This is a genomic window from Arthrobacter sp. zg-Y916, assembly GCF_020907385.1.
GTDB classification, from domain to species: Bacteria; Actinomycetota; Actinomycetes; order Actinomycetales; family Micrococcaceae; genus Arthrobacter_B; species Arthrobacter_B caoxuetaonis.
Map to the genome: position 1 here is coordinate 466,267 of NZ_JAJJOD010000001.1, position 20,171 is coordinate 486,437.

Annotated in this window: 23 protein-coding genes and 1 riboswitch; of the genes, 13 read left to right on the plus strand and 10 right to left on the minus strand. The window is 66.2% G+C overall.

The window, feature by feature from the left end:
• Positions 1 to 43: 43 nt before the first annotated feature.
• Positions 44 to 598, minus strand: coding sequence for a helix-turn-helix domain-containing protein (locus LOC59_RS02215; protein WP_227894126.1), 555 nt, complete (start codon positions 596 to 598; stop codon positions 44 to 46).
• Positions 599 to 674: 76 nt separating this feature from the next.
• Here LOC59_RS02215 and LOC59_RS02220 point away from each other — a divergent pair, with 76 nt between their 5' ends.
• Positions 675 to 1,343 carry an AzlC family ABC transporter permease gene (locus tag LOC59_RS02220; RefSeq protein WP_227894127.1) on the plus strand — a complete coding sequence of 223 codons (669 nt, stop codon included), beginning with the start codon at positions 675 to 677 and terminating at the stop codon, positions 1,341 to 1,343.
• Positions 1,330 to 1,644, plus strand: a complete 315-nt coding sequence (locus LOC59_RS02225) for a hypothetical protein (protein WP_229970464.1) — start codon at positions 1,330 to 1,332, stop codon at positions 1,642 to 1,644. The genes LOC59_RS02220 and LOC59_RS02225 overlap by 14 nt, the downstream gene beginning before the upstream one ends.
• On the opposite strand, the gene LOC59_RS02230 is transcribed toward LOC59_RS02225, so the two are convergent.
• Positions 1,637 to 2,077 (minus strand): VOC family protein, encoded by a 441-nt coding sequence (locus tag LOC59_RS02230; protein ID WP_227894129.1) that lies wholly within the window; start codon positions 2,075 to 2,077, stop codon positions 1,637 to 1,639. The two genes, LOC59_RS02225 and LOC59_RS02230, sit on opposite strands and share 8 nt — an antisense overlap.
• Before the next feature lie 142 nt (positions 2,078 to 2,219).
• On the opposite strand from LOC59_RS02230, the gene LOC59_RS02235 reads away from it, so the two are divergent.
• The 4 genes from LOC59_RS02235 to LOC59_RS02250 all read left to right on the plus strand — a co-directional run bounded on the left by LOC59_RS02235 (position 2,220) and on the right by LOC59_RS02250 (position 5,466).
• Entirely contained in the window at positions 2,220 to 2,534 is a 315-nt protein-coding gene (locus LOC59_RS02235) for a hypothetical protein (RefSeq protein ID WP_229970466.1), read from the plus strand.
• Positions 2,535 to 2,642: 108 nt separating this feature from the next.
• On the plus strand, positions 2,643 to 3,854 hold the full coding sequence (locus LOC59_RS02240; protein WP_227894131.1) for a thiolase family protein: 1,212 nt from the start codon (positions 2,643 to 2,645) through the stop codon (positions 3,852 to 3,854).
• On the plus strand, positions 3,854 to 4,621 hold the full coding sequence (locus LOC59_RS02245) for an enoyl-CoA hydratase/isomerase family protein (RefSeq protein WP_229970467.1): 768 nt from the start codon (positions 3,854 to 3,856) through the stop codon (positions 4,619 to 4,621). The genes LOC59_RS02240 and LOC59_RS02245 overlap by 1 nt, the downstream gene beginning before the upstream one ends.
• On the plus strand, positions 4,618 to 5,466 hold the full coding sequence (locus LOC59_RS02250; RefSeq protein WP_229970469.1) for a 3-hydroxyacyl-CoA dehydrogenase family protein: 849 nt from the start codon (positions 4,618 to 4,620) through the stop codon (positions 5,464 to 5,466). The genes LOC59_RS02245 and LOC59_RS02250 overlap by 4 nt, the downstream gene beginning before the upstream one ends.
• Before the next feature lie 65 nt (positions 5,467 to 5,531).
• On the opposite strand, the gene LOC59_RS02255 is transcribed toward LOC59_RS02250, so the two are convergent.
• The 3 genes from LOC59_RS02255 to LOC59_RS02265 form a co-directional block, all read right to left on the minus strand.
• The gene (locus tag LOC59_RS02255) at positions 5,532 to 6,128 is read right to left on the minus strand and encodes a hypothetical protein (RefSeq protein WP_229970470.1); all 597 of its coding nucleotides are present in this window, start codon (positions 6,126 to 6,128) and stop codon (positions 5,532 to 5,534) included.
• Between the two features lie 38 nt (positions 6,129 to 6,166).
• Positions 6,167 to 6,553 (minus strand): hypothetical protein, encoded by a 387-nt coding sequence (locus LOC59_RS02260; RefSeq protein ID WP_227894135.1) that lies wholly within the window; start codon positions 6,551 to 6,553, stop codon positions 6,167 to 6,169.
• 17 nt (positions 6,554 to 6,570) lie between these two features.
• Positions 6,571 to 6,703, minus strand: a riboswitch (SAM riboswitch).
• A 69-nt stretch (positions 6,704 to 6,772) separates the two neighbouring features.
• Positions 6,773 to 7,765, minus strand: a complete 993-nt coding sequence (locus LOC59_RS02265) for an SGNH/GDSL hydrolase family protein (protein ID WP_229970472.1) — start codon at positions 7,763 to 7,765, stop codon at positions 6,773 to 6,775.
• A gap of 260 nt (positions 7,766 to 8,025) precedes the next feature.
• Here LOC59_RS02265 and paaZ point away from each other — a divergent pair, with 260 nt between their 5' ends.
• On the plus strand, positions 8,026 to 10,110 hold the full coding sequence (gene paaZ / locus LOC59_RS02270) for a phenylacetic acid degradation bifunctional protein PaaZ (protein WP_229970474.1): 2,085 nt from the start codon (positions 8,026 to 8,028) through the stop codon (positions 10,108 to 10,110).
• A gap of 103 nt (positions 10,111 to 10,213) precedes the next feature.
• On the opposite strand, the gene LOC59_RS02275 is transcribed toward paaZ, so the two are convergent.
• The 3 genes from LOC59_RS02275 to LOC59_RS02285 form a co-directional block, all read right to left on the minus strand.
• On the minus strand, positions 10,214 to 10,849 hold the full coding sequence (locus LOC59_RS02275) for a TetR/AcrR family transcriptional regulator (protein ID WP_229970476.1): 636 nt from the start codon (positions 10,847 to 10,849) through the stop codon (positions 10,214 to 10,216).
• Between the two features lie 66 nt (positions 10,850 to 10,915).
• The gene (paaK, locus tag LOC59_RS02280; RefSeq protein WP_227894139.1) at positions 10,916 to 12,259 is read right to left on the minus strand and encodes a phenylacetate--CoA ligase PaaK; all 1,344 of its coding nucleotides are present in this window, start codon (positions 12,257 to 12,259) and stop codon (positions 10,916 to 10,918) included.
• Between the two features lie 89 nt (positions 12,260 to 12,348).
• Positions 12,349 to 12,822 (minus strand): hotdog fold thioesterase, encoded by a 474-nt coding sequence (locus LOC59_RS02285; RefSeq protein WP_227894140.1) that lies wholly within the window; start codon positions 12,820 to 12,822, stop codon positions 12,349 to 12,351.
• Positions 12,823 to 12,932: 110 nt separating this feature from the next.
• Between LOC59_RS02285 and LOC59_RS02290 the strand changes: the two genes are divergently transcribed.
• The gene (locus LOC59_RS02290; protein WP_229970478.1) at positions 12,933 to 13,685 is read left to right on the plus strand and encodes a DedA family protein; all 753 of its coding nucleotides are present in this window, start codon (positions 12,933 to 12,935) and stop codon (positions 13,683 to 13,685) included.
• A gap of 79 nt (positions 13,686 to 13,764) precedes the next feature.
• On the opposite strand, the gene LOC59_RS02295 is transcribed toward LOC59_RS02290, so the two are convergent.
• Positions 13,765 to 15,945 carry a S9 family peptidase gene (locus LOC59_RS02295; protein ID WP_229970480.1) on the minus strand — a complete coding sequence of 727 codons (2,181 nt, stop codon included), beginning with the start codon at positions 15,943 to 15,945 and terminating at the stop codon, positions 13,765 to 13,767.
• Between the two features lie 394 nt (positions 15,946 to 16,339).
• On the opposite strand from LOC59_RS02295, the gene LOC59_RS02300 reads away from it, so the two are divergent.
• The gene (locus LOC59_RS02300) at positions 16,340 to 16,519 is read left to right on the plus strand and encodes a hypothetical protein (RefSeq protein WP_229970482.1); all 180 of its coding nucleotides are present in this window, start codon (positions 16,340 to 16,342) and stop codon (positions 16,517 to 16,519) included.
• Here the strand turns inward: LOC59_RS02300 and LOC59_RS02305 are convergent.
• Positions 16,516 to 17,073, minus strand: coding sequence for a hypothetical protein (locus LOC59_RS02305; RefSeq protein WP_229970483.1), 558 nt, complete (start codon positions 17,071 to 17,073; stop codon positions 16,516 to 16,518). The two genes, LOC59_RS02300 and LOC59_RS02305, sit on opposite strands and share 4 nt — an antisense overlap.
• A 374-nt stretch (positions 17,074 to 17,447) precedes the next feature.
• Between LOC59_RS02305 and paaA the strand changes: the two genes are divergently transcribed.
• The 4 genes from paaA to paaD are packed head-to-tail and all read left to right on the plus strand — an operon-like array spanning position 17,448 to position 20,171.
• Positions 17,448 to 18,443: a 1,2-phenylacetyl-CoA epoxidase subunit PaaA gene (gene paaA, locus LOC59_RS02310; protein ID WP_229970486.1), complete on the plus strand. Its 996-nt coding sequence runs from the start codon at positions 17,448 to 17,450 to the stop codon at positions 18,441 to 18,443.
• A gap of 2 nt (positions 18,444 to 18,445) precedes the next feature.
• Positions 18,446 to 18,808 carry a 1,2-phenylacetyl-CoA epoxidase subunit PaaB gene (gene paaB / locus LOC59_RS02315; RefSeq protein WP_227915573.1) on the plus strand — a complete coding sequence of 121 codons (363 nt, stop codon included), beginning with the start codon at positions 18,446 to 18,448 and terminating at the stop codon, positions 18,806 to 18,808.
• The gene (gene paaC / locus LOC59_RS02320; protein WP_227894147.1) at positions 18,805 to 19,623 is read left to right on the plus strand and encodes a 1,2-phenylacetyl-CoA epoxidase subunit PaaC; all 819 of its coding nucleotides are present in this window, start codon (positions 18,805 to 18,807) and stop codon (positions 19,621 to 19,623) included. Before paaB ends, paaC begins: the two co-directional genes overlap by 4 nt.
• Positions 19,624 to 19,628: 5 nt before the next feature.
• Positions 19,629 to 20,171 (plus strand): 1,2-phenylacetyl-CoA epoxidase subunit PaaD, encoded by a 543-nt coding sequence (gene paaD, locus LOC59_RS02325; protein ID WP_229970487.1) that lies wholly within the window; start codon positions 19,629 to 19,631, stop codon positions 20,169 to 20,171.

Consider the following 20,171-nt stretch of genomic DNA (forward strand, 5'->3'; position numbering starts at 1 on the left):
CTGGCGGTTCTCTCAGTCCGGGTCAGGCCTCCAGACCGGGCGATCAGCGCAGTTCGGACACGATAATCGCCGTAGTGCCGGGCTCCATGGCGTGAAAAACGTGCGGGGCATCCCCGCGGTACGCCAGATAATCACCCGGCTGCAGCAGCACGGCTTCCGCATCCGGGCCGACGGCGGCGGATCCGGTGACGAGGACCACGTGCTCGATAGTGCCTGGCTGGTGCGGCGCGGACCGCTTTGCCTCGCCTGGTTCGGCCTTTACCAGGTATAAGTCCCGACGTGCTCCCGGAGGGCATGCCGAGAGCAGTGACGCGTTGTAGCTGGCCGACGCTGCGGGAACCTCCTGGGCAGTGTCTGCCCTGACCAGAATCGGTCCGGCCGACCCTGGGTCCACCAGTGCGGAGAACGGGAGGCCGAGCGCATCACTGAGCGCCCACAGGGTCTCGACGGTCGGGTTGCCCGCTCCCGATTCGAGCTGGGAGACGTTCCCCTTGGAGATGCCCGCCCGCCGAGCCAGCTCTGCTGCGCTCCAGCCGGCGCGGAGCCGTTCCCTCCGGACTGCTGCACCAATGCGCTGTTGAAGTTCGGGATCTGCCATTCGTTCACTATACGAAACTGCCCCAGGCCGTTGACGAACCTGGAAGACTGAGTTCATTATAATGAACATGGGTTCAATGACATTCTCAGTGCGGAGTGCCGTCGAGATATCGTCGCTGGCAGGTGCCGTGCTGGTTGTCGGAATTTCTTATGGTGCACTGGCCGTCCAGGCCGGGTTTCCCCCGTGGTTGACGGTTGCGCTGGCCCTCACCGTGCTGGCTGCCTCCGCTGAACTCCTGTTTGTGGGCGGCCTCCTGGCGGAAGCCTCACCGATGGTAGCCGCGTTGGGAGCGCTGGTGGTGAACCTGCGGAACGGCCTGTATGGATTTGCAGCGTCCCGGTACCTCGGGTCGGGATGGACCCGGTTGGCCGGAGCACACCTGGTCAATGATGAGACGGTCGCCTATGCCTCGAGGGCGGACGGCCTGAGCGCACAGCGCAAGGCCTTCTGGGGAATGGGCGGGGCGGTCCTGTGCGCGTGGCCCCTCGGTGCCGGGCTGGGAACAGTTCTGGGGAATGTCGCCGACCCTGCCGTACTGGGGCTGGATGCCGTCTTCCCCACGGTTCTTCTGGTCATGCTGCTGGGGAAGCTGCGGGACCGGCGCACAACCGTAACCGTTGCCGGAGGAGTGGTGATCGCGGCAGCCGCTGTCCCATTGGTTCCCGGCGGGGTGGCTCCCATGGTGGGGTTGGCGGCACTCGCTCTGCTGCTGCTTCCGGCGGGAGGGCGTCATGGTGGACGCTGAGCTGCTGGTTGCTTGTGCAGTTCTGGCCGGCGCTACCTATCTGGTGCGGCTGGCCGGAGTGACCCTCGGACAGTGGGGCAGCTTCTCCGAACCTGCTGACCGGACAGCTGATACCGCAATCGCACTGGTTCTTGCGGGCGTCGCCGCCACGTCAACTCTCTACGACGGACAGCTGCCGGCGGACTGGCAGAGGATTGGCGGGGTGCTCGCCGGTGCTGCGGCCGCAGTGCTGCAGCTGCCCCTGATTGTGGTGCTCCTGACAGCGGGAGGCACCGCCGGCGTGCTGCGGCTGCTCAGCTGATGCAGAATTCGTTGCCTTCGGGATCTGCCATGGTGTACCAGAGGTGCGGGCCCTGGCGGGCTTCCCAGAGGAACTTCGCACCCCGGGCTTCCAAGGCACTCCGCGTGGCGTCGACGTCGTCACCGGCCAGCCGGATGTCCAGGTGGATCCTGTCCTTGACCGTCTTGGGCTCGGGCACCGGCTGGAACAGGATCCTTGTCGGAGCCAGGGCAGAACCGGCAGGAACCGGCTGGAGGATCGCCGAGCCCGCGTTCCACATCCGGACACCGTTGTGCTCGATCAGGTCCTCCGGCGCGGCATATCCCTTGGCGAGCATCTCGTCAATGAAGTCCTGGTCCGGTTCCTCCACCGGCCAGCCGAGGGTTTGTGCCCACCAGTCGGCCTGGGCGTGGGCGTTTTCGCAGTCGATGCAGATCTGGATGTCGTAAGCCATAGGGCTAAACCTAGGCCGCTGCGCACCGGTACGTCGCGGGGTTGCGGACATTTTCTGTCCGCAACAGGAAACGGGTTCCCCGGTGGCAGCGGCACCCGGAGAAGCGCGCCTAGACTGGGGCCCACCCGAGAAGGGGGGAAGCATGCTGGAATTCCACGACGACGTCATGCTGCGGCTTGTCGGCCGGCAGCCAAACTGGATGGACCCGGGAACCATTCCCGCAGGCCTCGATGCCCTGGTCCGGTGGCCGGAACTCTTCCGGCACCTGCCGTCCGAGACAACCACCGCCGTCCGCCAGACATGCTCGGCGATCTGGTACGCGGGATGGGCAGCTCCGGACCGCCGGGATGTTGCCGACCTCGTCGCGGAGCTTTCCGGCGACATAGACCTCGGCGAGTACCGGCGCCGGATGCGCGTGCGTTACCCCGGCGTTTCGGATTATTCCTCACCTGTTTGACCGTCCCGGCCGGTTCTGCGATTGTTTATAGAACGATTGGTCGGTAAATCCGGCAGCCGTGCGGGCAGCGATGCCCGGCGGCAGAGACGCGATTACATGGGAGCAGACATGGCTGAGGCTTTTCTCGTTGGCGGAGTACGGACTCCGGTAGGCCGCTACGGGGGTGCGCTTTCCAGCGTCCGTCCCGATGACCTGGCAGCACTGACGCTGCGCGAGCTCGTGGCCCGAGAAGGCCTGGATCCCGCCGTCGTTGACGAAGTAATCCTCGGCAACGCCAACGGTGCCGGTGAGGAAAACCGCAACGTGGCCCGCATGGCAGCCCTGCTCGCAGGCTTCCCGGACACCGTTCCCGGCATTACCGTGAACCGGCTCTGCGCCTCGGGCCTGTCCGCCATCATCATGGCCTCGCACATGATCAAGGCCGGCGCTGCGGACATCGTGATCGCAGGCGGCACCGAATCCATGAGCCGTGCCCCCTGGGTCACAGAAAAGCCCACCAAGGCCTTCGCCAAGCCCGGCGACACGTTCGACACCTCGATCGGCTGGCGCTTCGCCAACGAACGCTTCGCCTCCGGCGACCTCTCCCGCGACGGCAAGATGACCTACTCCATGCCGGAAACCGCCGAGGAACTGGCCTCCACGGACAGCATCTCCCGTGAAGACGCCGACGCGTTCGCCGTCCGCTCCCACGAAAACGCGCTGGCCGCCATCGCTGCCGGACGCTTCAAGGACGAAATCGTTCCCGTCACGATCAAGGGCCGCAAGGGCGACACCGTCGTGGACACCGATGAAGGCCCCCGCGAAGGCACCACGCTGGACGTTCTCGGCAAGCTGCGCCCCGTGGTCAAGCCCGGCGGCATTGTCACCGCAGGCAACGCCAGCTCCCTGAACGACGGTGCCTCGGCGATCATCATCGCCTCCGAGCGCGCCATCAAGGAATACGGCCTCACCGCCCGCGCCCGGATCGTCGACGGCGCCTCCGCCGGCGTCGCCCCGGAGATCATGGGCATCGGCCCGGTTCCGGCCACGCAGAAGGTCCTGCAGCGCAGCGGCATCCGCCTGGACCAGGTTGGCGCCGTGGAACTCAACGAAGCCTTCGCCACCCAGTCCCTGGCCTGCATCCGCCGCCTGGGCCTGGACGAAGGAATCGTGAACAACGACGGCGGCGCCATCGCCCTCGGCCACCCGCTCGGCTCCTCCGGCTCGCGCATCGCCATCACCCTGCTGGGCCGCATGGAACGCGAAGGCGCTTCCCGCGGCATTGCGACCATGTGCGTCGGCGTGGGCCAGGGCACCGCCATGCTGATCGAGGCCGTGTAGTGCAGGACTTCGCGGAAGTTTCCGCTCACTTCACCACGCTCAAGGTCACCATCGGGGAAGACCGCATCTCCGCGGTCCTGAACCGTCCGGAGGTCCGCAACGCCATTGACCAGGCCATGGTCGATGAGCTGCACGCCCTCTGCGCCGAACTGGAAAACAACCCGAAGATCCTGATCCTTTCCGGCACCAACGGGATCTTCGCTTCCGGGGCGGACATCGCCCAGCTGCGCGAACGCCGCCGCGAGGATGCCCTGCGCGGGATCAACTCGACGATCTTCCACCGCATCGCCAAGCTGCCCATGCCGGTCATCGCGGCGCTGGACGGCTACGCCCTGGGCGGGGGAGCGGAGCTGGCCTTCGCCGCCGACTTCCGCATCGCCACCCCGACCGTGAAGATCGGCAACCCGGAAACCTCGCTCGGCATCATGGCCGCAGCCGGCGCCACCTGGCGGCTGAAGGAACTCGTCGGCGAACCCCTGGCCAAGGAAATCCTCCTGGCCGGGCGCATCCTGAACGCCGGGGAAGCCCTGGCAGCCCGCCTGGTGACCGAAGTACACGACGCGGAAAACCTGATGGACGCCGCCAACGCACTAGCTGACCGGATCGCCAAGCAGGACCCGCTGGCCGTACGCATCACCAAGTCCGTGTTCCACGCGCCCGCCGAGGCGCACCCCGTGATCGACACCCTCGCCCAGGGCATCCTCTTCGAGTCCGAGGCGAAGTTCGACCGCATGCAGGCTTTCCTGGAAAGGAAGAAAAACAAATGACAGTTCCCTCCAAGGTCGGGGTCCTCGGCGGCGGCCGCATGGGCGCGGGCATTGCCCACGCCTTCTGCACCGCCGGTGCCGCCGTCGTCGTGGTTGAGCGCGATGAGCAGGCAGCCAGCGCAGCGTACGAGCGCGTTGCCTCCAACCTCGCTAAGAGCGTTGAGCGCGGCACCACGGACGAGACCCTCGATGCCCTGGTTGCCAGGCTCAGCGTCTCCACCGATTATGCAGACTTCGCCGGCTCAGGCCTGGTCGTCGAGGCAGTTCCGGAAGACTTCGCCCTGAAGGCTGCCGCGCTGGCCGCTGTGGAGGAGCATTTGGGCGACGGCGCCTGGCTCGCCTCCAACACGTCCTCGCTGTCAGTTTCGGAGCTGGCCGAAAAGCTGCAGCGTCCGGAGCGCTTCTGCGGCCTGCACTTCTTCAACCCGGTTCCTGCCTCCACCCTGATCGAGGTGGTCCTGGGCAAGCAGACTTCCGAAGAGCTCGCCGAGGCCGCCCGAACCTGGGTGGCCGACCTGGGCAAGACTCCCGTCGTCGTCAATGACGCTCCGGGCTTCGCCAGCTCCCGCCTGGGTGTGGCGATCGCGCTCGAGGCGATGCGCATGGTCGAAGAGGGTGTTGCGTCCGCTGAAGACATCGACGCGGCCATGGTCCTGGGCTACAAGCACCCGACCGGCCCGCTGAAGACCACGGATATTGTGGGGCTGGATGTGCGCCTCGGCATCGCCGAGTACCTGGCCTCCACACTCGGCCCGCGCTTCGAGCCGCCGCAGATCCTGCGGGACAAGGTGGCCCGCGGCGAGCTTGGCCGCAAGACCGGCAAGGGGTTCTTCGACTGGAGCTAGTTTCATAATGAGCGGCAGCCCGCATCCTTCGCCCCTGTGAGGCCGGAGCATGCGGGCTGCTGCCGTTAAGGCCGCTGTTCGGCTTCTGCCGTGGGAGACTGCGGGCGTGCGGCATCAATGCCGGCAAGCCAGCCCGGAGCCCTGCCGCCCTGCGGGGGCTGCAGGGCCGCGGCGTCAAAACCGCTGGTCTGCAGCAGCCAGGAAACCAGGGAGTTCGAGTTCCACATGTCGCCGCCGGGCACCTTCGCGCCCCACACCTTCAGGGGCACCTGCGGCACCCGGGCAAGCAGGGCCTCGGCCCCGGCAGCGTCCAGATTGAACACGAGGGCCGGTTCCGGCGCAAAGGCGAGGTCCGGTATGACCCCGTTCGGCCAGCACCGCACCTCGTACCGGAACAGCCTGAGCCGTCCGAGGGACCGGAGTCCCACTGGTCCCGTGGCCACGACTCCGAGCGGACCGGTGCCCTGGCCCCACGCCGGGGTCATTTCAATCGCATAGCGGGAACCGCTCGCGGTGACTTCCAGTGCTGCGTGGAACAGGGGCCGGGGACGTCGCCGCTCGCGCAGCGCGCGCCAGAGCTCCCACCAGCGGCTGGTGTGGACCACCAGATGGCCGCCGGCACCAACCGGGAGCCACCACAACCGCACCTGGGCTGTGTCCATCCGGCCCCTTCCCCTAAACAATCCGCCCAAGTATTGCCCTACGCGGAATCGCTGTCCTGCATCCTCAGATCATGTCGCGGAACCCGTCCCCGGCAGGGAGCCGCCCGCCCGGTAGTAGCCAAGTAGAAAAAAGAACTCCGGTTGCGGCCTTCGAAGGCGCCCGGGACCATCAGGGACGAATACCGGGGGCACCACTGGGGCTGCCCGGGGCTGAGCGCGAGGGCTTCGGCGAGGAGCGGAATGTCGTGGTGCCACATGAGCTGCTGCTGCCCGGCGATTATCAGGTAGATCAGGTCCAGCTCCGGATCGGCGTGGACTTCGACGTCGATCCAGTCCTCGTAGCGGTTGAGCCGGCCGCCGTGGATCCAATGGATCTTGTGGCCGGGGGAAAAGGCGGTGCAGCGCGGGTCACTGGAGGGAAGCACAGCGTGTCCTTCGAAAGAGAGTGTCCTTGCCCGCTCCGGTTGGACGCGGGCCGCTTCGTCATCCGAACCACCCGCCGAACAGTGGGGTTGGTGCATGGCCAGTCGGAGCTTTTCCGCACCGGGAAGGTGCGGAGGCCATGTCTCGTGAAGCATTGATTACGTTAGCAGGTGCCGGTGGCACCCGTCCCTTGCCGCGTCTTGTTTCGGCAATGACAACGGTTACCGCCGGCCGCGGCAGTGGCCCTTCCCATGCCCCAGATGGACATCTGCGGTGATGGCCGCCAGGTAGCCTTCGCGGTAGCCGGTGGCATTCGGGTGCAGCTGAAACTCGCTGCCCAGGGCGATGATCCATGGATCCGCGGACCCCACGCCGTGCCCGGCGAACTCATCCGTGACATCCACGAAGGTTTCTCCGCGCTGTACCTGTCCGGCCAGCACCGCGTTAAGCGCGTCCGTCCCCTGGCTGAACAGTGCCACCGCCTCCGGGCTGAGCGGTCCCGCGGTTCCGGCCTCGAACAGGTACGGATAACCGACGAGTACCAGTTCGGCCCGCGGCGCGAGTTCACGAATCTGGCGGAGGGATTCCTGCAGCTGCGCCGTGAGGGTGGTTTGCGCGTAAGCGGTCGCACTCGCAATGGCGGGTGCACAGGTTTCCGGCAGCACCGGACCGATGCAGGCCTGAACGACGGCGCCGAATTGAACGTCATTGCCGCCAATCGTGACGGTGACCAGGTCGGTGCCGCGGTTCAGGGAACCATCCGCGCGCAGGGCGGCGATCTGCTCCGGCAGGTCCACGGGTCCGGCGGGAGCGCCCGGGGGAGTGCTCGACGCCGTCGCGCCGGCACACGTCACATCCGCCTCCCGATCCACCCGGCGAAGGGCATCCAGCAGGGCCGGGTACCCTTCTGCAGTCCGGCCGCAGGCATCGAGGAGCGGCCCGCCGCCAAAGCCCGACGCGTAGGAGTCACCCAGGGCAACGTAATCCACTTCTCCGCCGCGGTCCCTGTCTCGATCCCAGCCCCGATCCCAGCCCCGGTGGTGGTCCCACCCGCGGTCCCGGTCCCACCCGCGGTCCCGGTCCCACCCGCGGTGGTGGCCGCGGTCCTGTCCGCCCGCAGCCGCCGGAGCCGCAACCCCGCCAGCAGTTAGGACACTTCCAAGAAGCAGCACCAGTCCTGCTTTCGTCCAGCCGCGCATCGGGTTCCGGTTCATCGTCGTACCTTCCGTCGTCGTCCGGGCCCACGGTAGCGCCGGCGCGGACAGGAGCAAACACGTGGTGTGGCAGCCGGGGCAGCCGCGAGTCAAAAAGCCGGATCCCGGGCTTGGCATAGTGTGCCGCAGGGCACTCTCATGTAGGCTGGATTCATTACCGACCGTCCGGTCAGTTATCGCTGTGTCCGGCGGAAGCCGCAGCCAGCGGAACTCGCCCGGTCAGGAAAACGAACGTCCAGTATCGAAAGGGTCCGTCAAAGATGACCTCAACCGCCATAGACGTGCAAGTCGTCCCCAGCTTCGTCCAGGACGAGTGGTGGACCCCGGAAAGCGCCGCCGCAAACCCAACTGAGGTCCGGGACGCCAGCACCGGTGAAATCCTCGCCCTGGTGTCGACCGACGGACTGGACATTGCAGCCGCCGTGGAGCACGGCCGCACCGTGGGCCACCGCGGACTGGCCGGCCTGACCTTCCACCAGCGTTCGCTGAAGCTGAAGGAACTGGCCCAGTACCTGAACGGCCGCCGGAAGGAACTTTACGAAATCTCCGCCCGCACCGGCGCCACCAAGATCGACTCCCTGGTGGACATCGACGGCGGCATTGGCGTGCTCTTCACGTTCGGCTCCAAGGGACGCCGCGAACTGCCCAACTCCACGGTCGTCATCGACGGCGCCGCCGAGGTGCTTTCCAAGGACGGCTCCTTCATCGGCGAGCACGTCTACACCTCGATCCCCGGCGTCGCCGTGCAGATCAACGCCTTCAACTTCCCGGTCTGGGGCATGCTCGAGAAGTTCGCTCCTGCGTTCATCGCCGGCGTTCCCACCATCGTGAAGCCCGCAACGCCCACCGGCTACCTCTCCGAAGCCGCAGTGCGCATGATGATCGAATCCGGGATCCTTCCGGCAGGTTCACTGCAGCTGATCTCCGGCTCCGCCCGGGACCTGCTGGACCACCTCGACTACCGTGACATGGTCTCCTTCACCGGCTCGGCGTCGACCGCCAACAAGCTGAAGAACCACACCAACGTCATCGAAGGCGGGGTGCGCTTCACCAGCGAAACCGATTCGCTGAACGCCTCCATCCTCGGCCCGGACGCCGTTCCCGGCACCCCGGAATTTGATGCGTACGTAAAGTCGCTGGTCACGGAAATGACCGTCAAGGCCGGCCAGAAGTGCACCTCGATCCGCCGCGCCATCGTGCCCAAGGCTTTGGTGAACGACGTCGTTGCCGCCGCCGCCAAGCGCATCGAAGAGCGCGTTGTCCTCGGTGACCCGCGGGCCGAGGGTGTCACCATGGGTGCCCTGGCTTCGGTGGAGCAGCGCGACGGTGTCCGCTCCTCTGTCCAGGCCCTGCTCGACGCCGGCGCCAAGATCGTCTTCGGCTCCCTCGACGCTCCGGAGAGCGTCCAGGCAGACGGCAGCCGCGGCGTCGCTGAAGACGGGGCCTTCATGGCTCCCGTGCTGCTGACCTGGGATGATCCCAACGCAGAGGCACTGCACTCCGTTGAGGCCTTCGGTCCGGTTGCCTCGGTGGTCGGCTATGAGGATACGAACGACGCCGTGCGCCTGGCAGCACTCGGTGGCGGCTCGCTCGTGGCCACGGTCTGCAGCAACGATCCGCAGACCGTCCGCGAACTGGTGACCGGAATCGCCGGCCACCACGGCCGCGTCCACGTGCTGAACCGCGAAACTGCCCGTACCTCCACCGGCCACGGCTCGCCCGTGCCGCACCTGGTCCACGGCGGCCCCGGCCGCGCCGGCGGCGGCGAGGAGCTCGGCGGCATCCGCGCCGTCAAGCACCACATGCAGCGCACCGCCATCCAGGGTTCGCCGAACATGCTGACGGCCATTACCGGGGTCTGGCACACCGGTGCTGACCAGTTCTTCGACGAGACGCATCCGTTCCGCAAGGACCTCTCGACGCTGAAGGTCGGCGACGCCATGGCCTCGGAACTGCGTGAGGTCACGCTCGAGGACATCACCGCCTTCGCGAACAGCACCGGCGACACGTTCTACGCCCACACCAACCAGGAAGCCGCCGAGGCGAACCCGTTCTTCCCGGGCATCGTGGCGCACGGCTACCTGCTGCTCTCCTGGGGCGCCGGACTGTTCGTGGAACCCGCTCCGGGACCGGTACTGGCCAACTACGGCCTGGAAAACCTGCGCTTCATCACCCCCGTGGCCGCCGGCGACTCCATCCGGGTCACCCTCACGGCGAAGAAGATCACGCCGCGTGAAACGGATGAGTACGGCGAGGTTGCCTGGGATGCTGTCCTGCACAACCAGAACGACGAGATCGTCGCCACTTACGACGTGCTGACTCTCGTGGAGAAGAAGCGCGCCTAGCCTCCCCACACCCATCGAGAGGCCAGTTACGGCTTGTTTGGCGCACCAAACGGGCCGTAACTGGCCTCTCGACGTAGGGGGAGGTTCAGGAATGAAGAACGGGTCAGCGCTTGTCGTGCAGGCCCTCGAAGACCATCGAGATAATGTCGTCGGCGAGCTTCTGGCCGCTCAGGGACCCTCCGGGCTTGTACCACTCGACGATTGAGTTGATGGTGCCGAACAGCAGGCGGGTAGTGGTGCGCGGATCGATGTCGCTGCGCAGGGAGCCTTCGGCGCGGGCAGCGTCCACCAGTTCAGAGACACGGCGGTCGAACTGGCGGCGGCGCTCCAGGGCATCGCGTTCAATTTCGGTGTTGCCGCGCAGGCGCAGCAGGAGCGTGACGAACGGCAGCCGCTCGGTCAGGACTTCGATGGTGCCGCGGAGCACGAATTCCAGGCGGGCATCTGCGGGGCCGGTGGAGGCACGCGGATCATCCAGCACGCCCTCCAGGCCGCCGAGCGCCTTTTCCAGGGCCAGGCGCAGAAGATCGCCCTTGGACGGAACATGGTGGTAAATCGCTGACTTGGTGATGCCCAGGTTCTCCGCGAGGATGCCCATCGAGGTCGCTTCGTAGCCGTGGCGGTTAAACACGTCGACGGCGATGTTCAGCACCGTCTGCTGGTCATATCCCGGACGTCCCCTGCGGGTGCCGTTGGCAGCGGAAGAGGATGAAGGCGCGGAGTTCGATGGACTAGGCATCTGGATATTTTCGCATGAACGTTCGGTTGGCCGGGGTATTTCCGGCCAACCGAACGTTCCTGGCTGCTAGGCCGGCGTGTTCTCCTGCTTGCGCAGGTCGTAGATGCGGCGGAGCTTGCCGCTGGAACGGGCCAGCGATCCGGGCTCGACCACGTGGATGGCGCAGGACGAACCAATGTGGATCTTGATCTGGCTCTTGAGTTCCGCGGCGGCCTTGGCGCATTCGTCCGCGCTGGACTCGCTGCGGCGTTCGATCTTCACCGCCAGCTCATCCATCCGGCCGGGCCGGGTGATTTCCAGCTGGAAGTGCGGGCTCAGGGCGGGGATCCGCAGGGCGATCTCTTCGATCTGGCTCGGGAAGAGGTTGACGCCGCGCAGGATGATCATGTCGTCGTTGCGGCCGGTGATGCGCCCCATGCGCCGCATGCCGGGGCGTGCGGTGCCCGGGAGCAGGCGCGTGAGGTCATGCGTGCGGTACCGGATAATCGGCAGGGCTTCCTTGGTCAGGGACGTGAAGACAAGTTCTCCGTGCTCGCCGTCGTCCAGGACCTTGGTCTCGTCGAACGGGTCGATGATTTCCGGACGGAAGTGGTCTTCCCAGATATGGGCGCCGTCCTTGGTCTCAACGCACTCGCCGGCGACGCCGGGACCCATGACCTCGGACAGGCCGTAGATGTCACAGGCGTCGATTTCCATGGTCTGCTGCAGTTCGTGGCGCATCTCCTCGGTCCACGGCTCGGCACCCAGGACTGCGTTCTTCAGCGAGGTGGAGCGCGGATCGATTCCGGCGCGCTTCATGGCGTCAGCGATCGTCAGCAGGTAGGTCGGGGTGGAAAGGATCGTATCCGGCTGGAAGTCCTGGATGAGCTGGATCTGGCGTTCGGTCTGGCCGCCGGACATAGGGATGACAGTGCAGCCGAGCTTCTCTGCGCCGAAGTGCGCACCCAGTCCGCCGGTGAACAGGCCGTAGCCGTAAGCGTTGTGGACCTTGTAGTTGGACTTCACGCCGGAGGCACGCAGGGACCGTGCCACCAGGGTGCCCCAGCGGTCCAGGTCGCCCTTGGTGTAGCCAACGACCGTGGGCCGGCCCGTGGTGCCGGAGGACGCGTGGATACGGGAGACCTGGTCCATCGGCACGGCAAACATGCCGAACGGGTAGCTCTGGCGGAGGTCTTCCTTGGTGGTGTACGGGAACTTCGCCAGGTCGGAGAGTTCCTTCAAGTCGTCCGGGTGGACACCGGCGTCGTCGAACTTCTTGGTGTACAGCGGAACGCGGTCGTAGGCGTAGCGCACCGTCTCCTGGAGACGGGTGAGCTGCAGTGCCTCGATCTGGTCCCGGCTCATGAGCTCCTCGGCGTCGAGGGTGGCGGGATCAGCAGCAGTGGCCTTGAGAGGGGCAACAGTTTTCATGCGTGGAACCTTTGAGAGGGGGTGGGGTGCAATTCTGCGGGTATGACGGGGAAGCTGAGAAGGCGAAAGCGCGGACCGCCGGGCGGGCATCAGTTCCGGCGGGCGGGATTTGGAATAGTACGTGAGCGGCCCCTGAATTCAGCGATGACCCGGGTAGAACCGTCCGGTGATTCGGCAGTGACCTCAATGTCGTAAACGCCGCTGCGGCCTGCCGCTGCCCGGCGGCTGGCTTCTGCCCGCAGCTTATCGCCGGCGCGGGCTGAGGAGATGAAGTTGATGTCGGCTCCGGCAGCCACCGTGATGCTCTCCATTTCAGCGAGCGACTCTGCGCCCCCTGGATTGCATGCAAGCGCGAAAGTCGTGTCAGCGAAAGCGAAAACCATGCCGCCGTGGGCGATGGCGAAGCCGTTGAGCATCTCGGGACGCAGTTCCATGGTGGTCACTGCCGTGCCGTCGCCCAGGGAGACGACGTCGATCCCCAGCCATTCGGACGTAGCATCGTGTTCCAGGATGGGGTGCGCCGGGCGCGTTTCGCGTGCAGCAGCGGTGACAGAGTCAGCCAATGGGATCCCTCACTTTTCATTACCGAATGTTCATTAGGTAATCCTGTGAGCGCAGTCACTGTCAAGTCGAAGAGCGTCCGTGACGGCGCTCCCAGACTCTCTTGTGGCCCATGGCTTACCCTGTGAAAGTGATCCTTGCCACGGCAGCGCCGGGAGCGCTGCAGCCTGTCATGTCCTCGCTTTTGCCGGACTGGCTCGATCCGCAGGTGTTCCTGTCGGAGCCGGCGATCAGCCCCTGGGTTGTGCTGCTGGTCTGCGGCATCGTCTTTGTGGAGACCGGGCTGCTGATTGGGTTTTTCCTGCCCGGCGATTCCCTGCTCTTCACCGCCGGACTGCTGGTGGCTACGGGCGCTATCCAGATCAACGTCTGGCTGCTGATCCTGCTGGTTGCCCTGAGCGCCTTTGCCGGGGACCAATTGGGCTACTACATCGGCCGCAAGGCAGGCCCGGTGGTCTTCAACCGGCCCGAGTCCAGGTTCTTCAGCCGGGATAACGTCACCCGCGCCGAGAAGTTCTTCGCCAAACACGGCGGCAAGGCCGTGGTCCTGGCCAGGTTCGTGCCCGTCGTCCGGACCTTCACACCCGTGGTGGCCGGGGTGGGCCGGATGCATTACCCCACCTTCATCGCCTACAACGCCATCGGAGCGGCGGTCTGGGCAGTGAGCGTGACGCTGCTCGGCTACCTGCTGGGTGACCGGGTTCCCTTTGTCCGGGACAACCTCGACCTCATTGTCCTGGGCGTCATCGCGCTGACCCTGGCCTTCGTCGTCGCCGGGCTGTTCCGGCCGGGACGCCGGCCGCGCGGCAAGGAAACCCGGCCGCGCCCCCGCCCGCAGTCCCCGGAAGCCGGCGGCCTCGACTAACCCCGGCGAGCGGGTCCCAACGAAAGGGGCCCGGGTGCCGTTGCACACCCGGGCCCCCGCCGTCGTCGTCCTTGCGGCTTTACTGCGCCGGAACCGGGGAATCGACGCCGGGCAGCAGTTCCCGGGCGCCGAGCGCAGCTAGCACGAACGCGTAGTCCCAGGCCCGGTCCTTCCACGCCTCGTAGCGGCCGGAAGCCCCGCCGTGGCCGCCGTCCATCTCGATCTTGAGCACCACCGGTTCGGAACCCGTTCCGGTTTCGCGCAGCTTGGCGACCCACTTGGCCGGCTCCACATACAGCACACGCGTGTCGTTGAAGCTGGTGACGGCGGCGATCCGCGGGTAGTCCACGGCCCGGACATTCTCATACGGGCTGTACTCGCTCATGTACTGGTAGACGTCGGGATCGGTGATCGGGTTGCCCCACTCTTCCCATTCCAGGGCCGAGAGCGGGAGCTCCGGGTCAAGGATGGTGGTCAGGGCATCCACGAACGGAACCTGCGCCACGATGGCCTTGTACTTCTCGGGAGCCAGGTTCGCGATGGCGCCCATCAGCAGGCCGCCGGCCGATCCGCCCATGGCCGCAATCCGCTCCGGATCGGCCCAGCCGGTCGAAGCCACGTGCTCCGTGGCGGCCACGAAGTCGGTGAACGTGTTCTTCTTGTTCAGCTTCTTGCCCTGGTCATACCAGGCCCGGCCCATTTCGCCGCCGCCGCGGATATGCGCGACGACGAACACCACGCCCCGGTCCAGCAGGGAAAGCCGGGCAATGTTGAAGCCCGGATCCATGGAGATTTCATAGCTGCCGTACGCATAGACCAGGGCCGGGTTGGACCCGTTCCGCTCCACCTCCCGGCGGCGCAGGATCGAGAGCGGCACCTGGGTGCCGTCCGGCGCCGTCGCCCATTCCCGCTCCGCGGCGTAGTTGGCCGGATCGTAGCCGCCGCGGACGGGGGTTTCCTTGCGCAGTTCCAGCTCCCCGGTCGCCAGGACGTAGTCGTAGACGCGCGGCGGGGTGAGGTAAGAGGTGTAGCTGATCCGGATGACCGGAGAATCGTACTCGGCGTTGGTGAGCCCGGCCGTGTAGAGCTCCTCGTCGAAGGACGGTTCGCTCGGCTCAGCCTGCTCCTGCGTGCCGATCCCGGCCAGGGGCAGGATCTGGACCCGCTCCGTGGTGTCCTTCCGGACCGAAACCAGCACGTGCGTTGAGGTGACGGAGGCGCCGTTGACCCGCACCTCGTCGTCGTGCGCCACCACGGTGTGCCAAACCTGCTCGTCCAGCGGCTTGGAGAACTCCGGGCCGGCGACCAGGGACAGCATGGAGTTCAGTGCGTTTCGGTTGTGCGTGATGAGGTACTGGCGTTCGCCCTCGCGCGTGAACGGCTCGGCTTCGTACAGGATGCGTTCGCTGCGCGGAATCAGGGTGCGCACGGTGCCGGCGGCGTCGTCGAAATCAAGGACCCGGTACTCGCTGTACTCGGAGCAGCTGATGCTGATCAGGAGCTGCTTCCGGTCCGCCGAGAGGTCGAAGCCCGTCCACATGGCGACGTCGTCCTCCTGGTAAATCACGGTGTCCTCGCTGACATCGGTGCCCAGGGTGTGCGCCTTGATCTGATACGGGCGCCAGGAATCGTCGACGACGGTATAGAAGACCCGCGTGCCGTCCGGGGAGAAGGCGAGCGAGTAGAAGACGTTGGACACGACGTCGGGCAGCAGTTCGCCGGTGCGCAGGTCCTTGATCCGCAGCGTGAACCGTTCATCCCCGGCATTGTCCTCGCAGTAGGCCAGCAGGTTGCCGTCCTCAGTGACCGCCAGGCCGCCGAGGGAGAAGAACGGCTTGCCCTCGGCTTCGGCATTGCCGTCGATGAGGATCTGCTCACCCGGAACGGGAACCCCGGGTTCGACGACGGGAGGAGTCCAGTCCGCGTGCAGGTCACCGGTGTCCTGTGCCGCGGTGCGGCAGTGGATGGCGTACTGCTGGCCTTCCTCGGTCCGCGTGTAGTACCACCAGCCGCGCTTGCGCGCCGGTACGGAAAGATCCGTCTCCACGGTGCGGGACTTGATCTCGTCGAAGATCTGCTGGCGCAGCGGCTCCTGGTCCGCCGTGACGGCCTCGGTGTAGGCGTTCTCCGCCTGGAGGTGTGTGATGACCTCCGGGCTCTCCTTCTCCCGCAGCCATTCATAGTCGTCGGTGAACGTCTGACCGTGGTGGGTGCGTTCGACGGGGACTTTTTTGGCAACCGGGGGAGTGGGTGTAGTCATGGTCCCGAATATATCGACCCGCCCACCGGCCCGCGACGGCGCGCGCCGCCTTTACGCTCGGGGCGGAGCTGGGGCGGGGCGTGACGGCGTGGACGCGCGACGGCGCGGTGCTGGCGGGGTGGCGCGGGGCGTGGGGTGTGACGGTGCGGTGCTGGCGGGGTGGTGCTGGCGGGGTGGCGCGGGCGTGGACGCGCGACGGCGCGGGCGGGGACGGCATGGGGGGCGCGTGGGGTGACGGCGGCGTCGCGCGCAGGCTTGCTGCGGGCCCCGGGGCCCGGACCTGCAGGGTTTTGCTGCGATGTGACCGGTTTGCTGCACTTTGTACGTTTTGCTGCTTGGCGCAGAGCTGCAAAACGCACAGAACGCAGCGAAATACCCAAAGTGCAGGAAAACCGTGTCACTGATTGCAGCATTTTCCCGGAACGCAGTTATTGCAGGGACAAGACGCAGCGGAATGGCCGGGAGCCGGCAGTGGGCGCTGCACGAGCACGATGCAGTCGCTGAACAATCCGGCGACGGCGAAGAACACCCGCTCCGCCAGGACCCCGGAATGCCCGAAAGCCGCAGCCCCTAGCGCCCGAGCATGATCCAGGCGCTGAACATACCGGCGGCGGCAAAGAACACCCAGTTCGCCAGAACCAGCACAAGGGTTTGGGCGAAGGGGCGGGCTGGAGTCTGCGGCAGCGTCACCGGATCTTCGGCGGCCGGGCCGCGCCGGAACTGGGACCACAGAGACGTTGCCAGCAGCAGGGCGCCTCCGGCCAAGGCGATCGGAAAGGCCGGAAGGCTCAGCAGAACCGTGCTGCCGGCGGTCCAGTACAGGAGAAGGTGCAGGGCGCCGGCTGCTGCGGCGGCGGCAAACACCCTGGGCCAGCTGCCGCGGCTGAAGGCGGGAAGGTAACGCGGCGACAGTCCCGCAGCAAGAAGCAGGGTCACGACGACGGCCAAGCCGCTGACGGTGACCCCCATGACACCGGCGGTGGACGAGACGGCCGCGGCTACCGCACAGAATCCCAGGAGACCGAGCAGGATGGGTACCAGCAGCTGGGAGACGAGGGCGGCGGGCGAAAAGTCCTTGCGGATGTCTTCCTGGAGCCCCGTCCGCTCCGATGAGCCGATGTCGGCCATGCGTGCCTCCTCCCTGCTGGATGTCATTCCAAAGGTAACCCGTTCGGCCGCCGTTTCCGGACTGCCCGTTTCCTGTTGGGGTCTCCCTGGAGGAATCCGCCGGACTGCCCGTTTCCTGTTGGGGTCTCCCTGGAGGAATCCGGACTGCCCGGTTCCTGCAGGGTCCCCGGGAGAAGGATCCTGCAGGACCGCAGGCCCGGCCACGGATCCACCAGGCGGGCTGGCGAAAACCGGCAGCCCGGCGCAACAGAGCACATCCGTCTTGACGTGCCACCGCTCACACGCATATTCTGAACGAACGGTCGGTAATTATTGGCCGGACGACTTCCGCGGAGCGGACCGCGGTCACGTGGACAAACAGTGAGGTGACATATATGGCTACGCAGATGGATGCCCAGCGCGACCTGTACGCCGTCCCGGCCAACAGCGACGATGACGCGGCAGGACAGGCAGCCTTTGACGCAATCATCGCCCAGGACTCGAGGATTGAACCCCGGGACTGGATGCCCGAAGGCTACCGCAAGACCCTGGTCCGCCAGGTCTCCCAGCATGCGCACTCCGAGATCATCGGAATGCAGCCCGAAGCCAACTGGATCACCCGGGCACCTTCGCTGAAGCGCAAAGCCATCCTGATGGCCAAGGTCCAGGATGAAGCAGGCCACGGCCTGTACCTCTACTCCGCAGCCGAGACCCTCGGCACCCCGCGGGACAAGATGACCGAGGACCTGATCGCGGGCAAGGCCCGCTACTCCTCGATCTTCAACTACCCGACCCGCACCTGGGCCGACATGGGTGCCATCGGCTGGCTGGTCGACGGCGCGGCCATTGCCAATCAGGTTCCGCTCTGCCGTGCCTCCTACGGCCCGTACGGCCGTGCCATGGTGCGCATCTGCAAGGAAGAGTCCTTCCACCAGCGACAGGGTTTCGAAATCCTGCTGGAGCTTGCCAACGGCACCGAAGCCCAGAAGCAGATGGCCCAGGACTCCATCAACCGCTGGTACGCACCGGCGCTGATGATGTTCGGCCCGCCGGATGACGATTCCCCCAACTCGCGCCAGTCCATGGCGTGGAACATCAAGCGCTTCTCCAACGATGAACTGCGCCAGCGCTTTGTCGGCATGATTTACGAGCAGGTCAAGGTCCTTGGCCTGACCCTCCCCGATGACCAGATCCGGTTCAACGAAGAAACCGGTAAATGGGAGCACGGACCGCTGGACTGGAACGAGTTCAAGGAAGTCCTCGCAGGACGCGGTCCCTGCAACGCCCAGCGGCTGGCCCGCCGCCGCGAGGCACACGAAGACGGCGCCTGGGTGCGCGAAGCAGCAGCCGCCTATGCGGCAAAACAGGCACGAAAGACAGAGGTGGCATAAGCATGGTTTCCGGTTCGACAACGGGCGACGACGGCACCAAGACGGCGGCAACGTCCGGTTCGGTTGCCCCGAACACAGGCGTCAACGCGGCCTGGCCGCTGTGGGAAGTATTTGTCCGCTCCTCCCGCGGCCTCTCCCACGTCCACGCGGGTTCACTGCATGCTCCCGACGCCGACATGGCAGTCCGCAATGCGCGTGACCTTTACACCCGGCGCAACGAAGGAGTTTCGCTCTGGGTGGTCCCGGCTGAGGCGATCATTTCCAGCGACCCCGACGCCAAGGGCCAGTTCTTCGAGTCCCCGCAGGGCAAGGACTACCGGCACGCAACGTACTACCGCAAGTCTGAAGGGGTGAAGCACCTGTGAACACGGACAGCGCCACCCGGATTACCCCCGGAAACGCCCTCCGTCCGGAGGACATTGCAGCCTCTGAGGTCAAGGCTCCGGAAGCAGTTGCGGAATACGCCCTGCGCCTGGGTGACGACTCCCTGATCCTGGCCCAGCGCCTGGGCTGGTGGATTTCCCGGGCTCCGGAACTGGAAGAGGACATTGCCCTCTCCAACATTGCGCTGGACCTGATTGGCCATGCCCGTTCCTTCCTGACCTACGCCGGCACGGCCTGGGGCAAGACCGAGGATGACCTGGCTTACTGGCGCACCGAAGAGGAATACCGTTCGGCGCATATGTTCGAGCAGGAGAACGGCGACTTCGCCCGGACCATCGCCCGGCAGCTCGTCGTCTCCTTCTTCCAGTACGAGCTCTACACCGCGATGCTCTCCTCCAAGGACGAGACCCTCGCCGCCATCGCTGCCAAGGCAGTGAAGGAAGTCGATTACCACCGCGACCACAGCGCGCAGTGGGTCCTCCGCCTTGGCCTGGGCACCGAAGAGTCCCGCACCCGGATGATCCGGGCCCTGGAACTGGTCTGGCCCCACGTTGCTGAACTGTTCGAGGATGACGACCTGGTCCGCTCCCTCGAGGGGATCGCCGTCCTGCCTTCGACGCTCCGCGCAGCGTTCGACGAGAAGGTCGGCGCAGTCCTGGCTGAAGCCGAACTTGAGGCTCCCGTGGTGCAGCCTGCGCCCGGCGGCGGCCGCCGCGGTGCCCACAGCGAGTACCTCGGGTACATCCTGGCGGAGATGCAGGTCCTGGCCCGCCAGCACCCCGGCGCGACCTGGTAACAGCCATGAACGAGACACAGGCAGTACCCGTGGACCCGGCGGCAAGCACGGAACTGCGCCCGCAGGACCCGGCAGCAGCCGCGGCCTGGGACATTGCCGCCACAGTCTGCGATCCGGAGATCCCGGTCCTTACCATTGAGGACCTTGGGGTGCTGCGCGCCGTCGAGGTGCAGCCGGGGAACGCGGTGCGGGTGGCCATCACCCCCACCTACTCCGGCTGCCCCGCCATGGACGCCATCCGCGACGACGTAACTGCTGTCCTCCGCGCCTCGGGCTACGGCCAGGTCCAGGTGGACCTGGTCCTGGCCCCGGCGTGGACCACGGACTGGATGAGCGAGGCCGGCAAGACCAAGCTCAACCAGTACGGAATCGCGCCGCCCACCGGGCGGGCCGCCGCGGGTCCCATCCGGCTGGGCATGAGCGTCAAATGCCCGCAGTGCTCCTCCCTGAATACGCGTGAAATGACACGCTTTGGCTCCACTTCCTGCAAGGCGCTGTACGTCTGCCGCGACTGCCAGGAACCCTTCGACTACTTCAAGGTGCTCTAA

Coding starts and splice junctions, on each gene's coding strand:
- paaB (WP_227915573.1), top strand. CDS start 18,446: ATGGTTTCCGGTTCGACAACGGGCGACGACGGCACCAAGACGGCGGCA.
- LOC59_RS02220 (WP_227894127.1), top strand. CDS start 675: ATGACATTCTCAGTGCGGAGTGCCGTCGAGATATCGTCGCTGGCAGGT.
- LOC59_RS02230 (WP_227894129.1), bottom strand. CDS start 2,077: ATGGCTTACGACATCCAGATCTGCATCGACTGCGAAAACGCCCACGCC.
- LOC59_RS02215 (WP_227894126.1), bottom strand. CDS start 598: ATGGCAGATCCCGAACTTCAACAGCGCATTGGTGCAGCAGTCCGGAGG.
- LOC59_RS02290 (WP_229970478.1), top strand. CDS start 12,933: ATGGCTTACCCTGTGAAAGTGATCCTTGCCACGGCAGCGCCGGGAGCG.
- paaK (WP_227894139.1), bottom strand. CDS start 12,259: ATGAAAACTGTTGCCCCTCTCAAGGCCACTGCTGCTGATCCCGCCACC.
- LOC59_RS02265 (WP_229970472.1), bottom strand. CDS start 7,765: ATGAACCGGAACCCGATGCGCGGCTGGACGAAAGCAGGACTGGTGCTG.
- paaD (WP_229970487.1), top strand. CDS start 19,629: ATGAACGAGACACAGGCAGTACCCGTGGACCCGGCGGCAAGCACGGAA.
- paaZ (WP_229970474.1), top strand. CDS start 8,026: ATGACCTCAACCGCCATAGACGTGCAAGTCGTCCCCAGCTTCGTCCAG.
- LOC59_RS02240 (WP_227894131.1), top strand. CDS start 2,643: ATGGCTGAGGCTTTTCTCGTTGGCGGAGTACGGACTCCGGTAGGCCGC.
- LOC59_RS02250 (WP_229970469.1), top strand. CDS start 4,618: ATGACAGTTCCCTCCAAGGTCGGGGTCCTCGGCGGCGGCCGCATGGGC.
- LOC59_RS02255 (WP_229970470.1), bottom strand. CDS start 6,128: ATGGACACAGCCCAGGTGCGGTTGTGGTGGCTCCCGGTTGGTGCCGGC.
- LOC59_RS02275 (WP_229970476.1), bottom strand. CDS start 10,849: ATGCCTAGTCCATCGAACTCCGCGCCTTCATCCTCTTCCGCTGCCAAC.
- LOC59_RS02235 (WP_229970466.1), top strand. CDS start 2,220: ATGCTGGAATTCCACGACGACGTCATGCTGCGGCTTGTCGGCCGGCAG.
- LOC59_RS02295 (WP_229970480.1), bottom strand. CDS start 15,945: ATGACTACACCCACTCCCCCGGTTGCCAAAAAAGTCCCCGTCGAACGC.
- LOC59_RS02225 (WP_229970464.1), top strand. CDS start 1,330: ATGGTGGACGCTGAGCTGCTGGTTGCTTGTGCAGTTCTGGCCGGCGCT.
- paaA (WP_229970486.1), top strand. CDS start 17,448: ATGGCTACGCAGATGGATGCCCAGCGCGACCTGTACGCCGTCCCGGCC.
- LOC59_RS02305 (WP_229970483.1), bottom strand. CDS start 17,073: ATGGCCGACATCGGCTCATCGGAGCGGACGGGGCTCCAGGAAGACATC.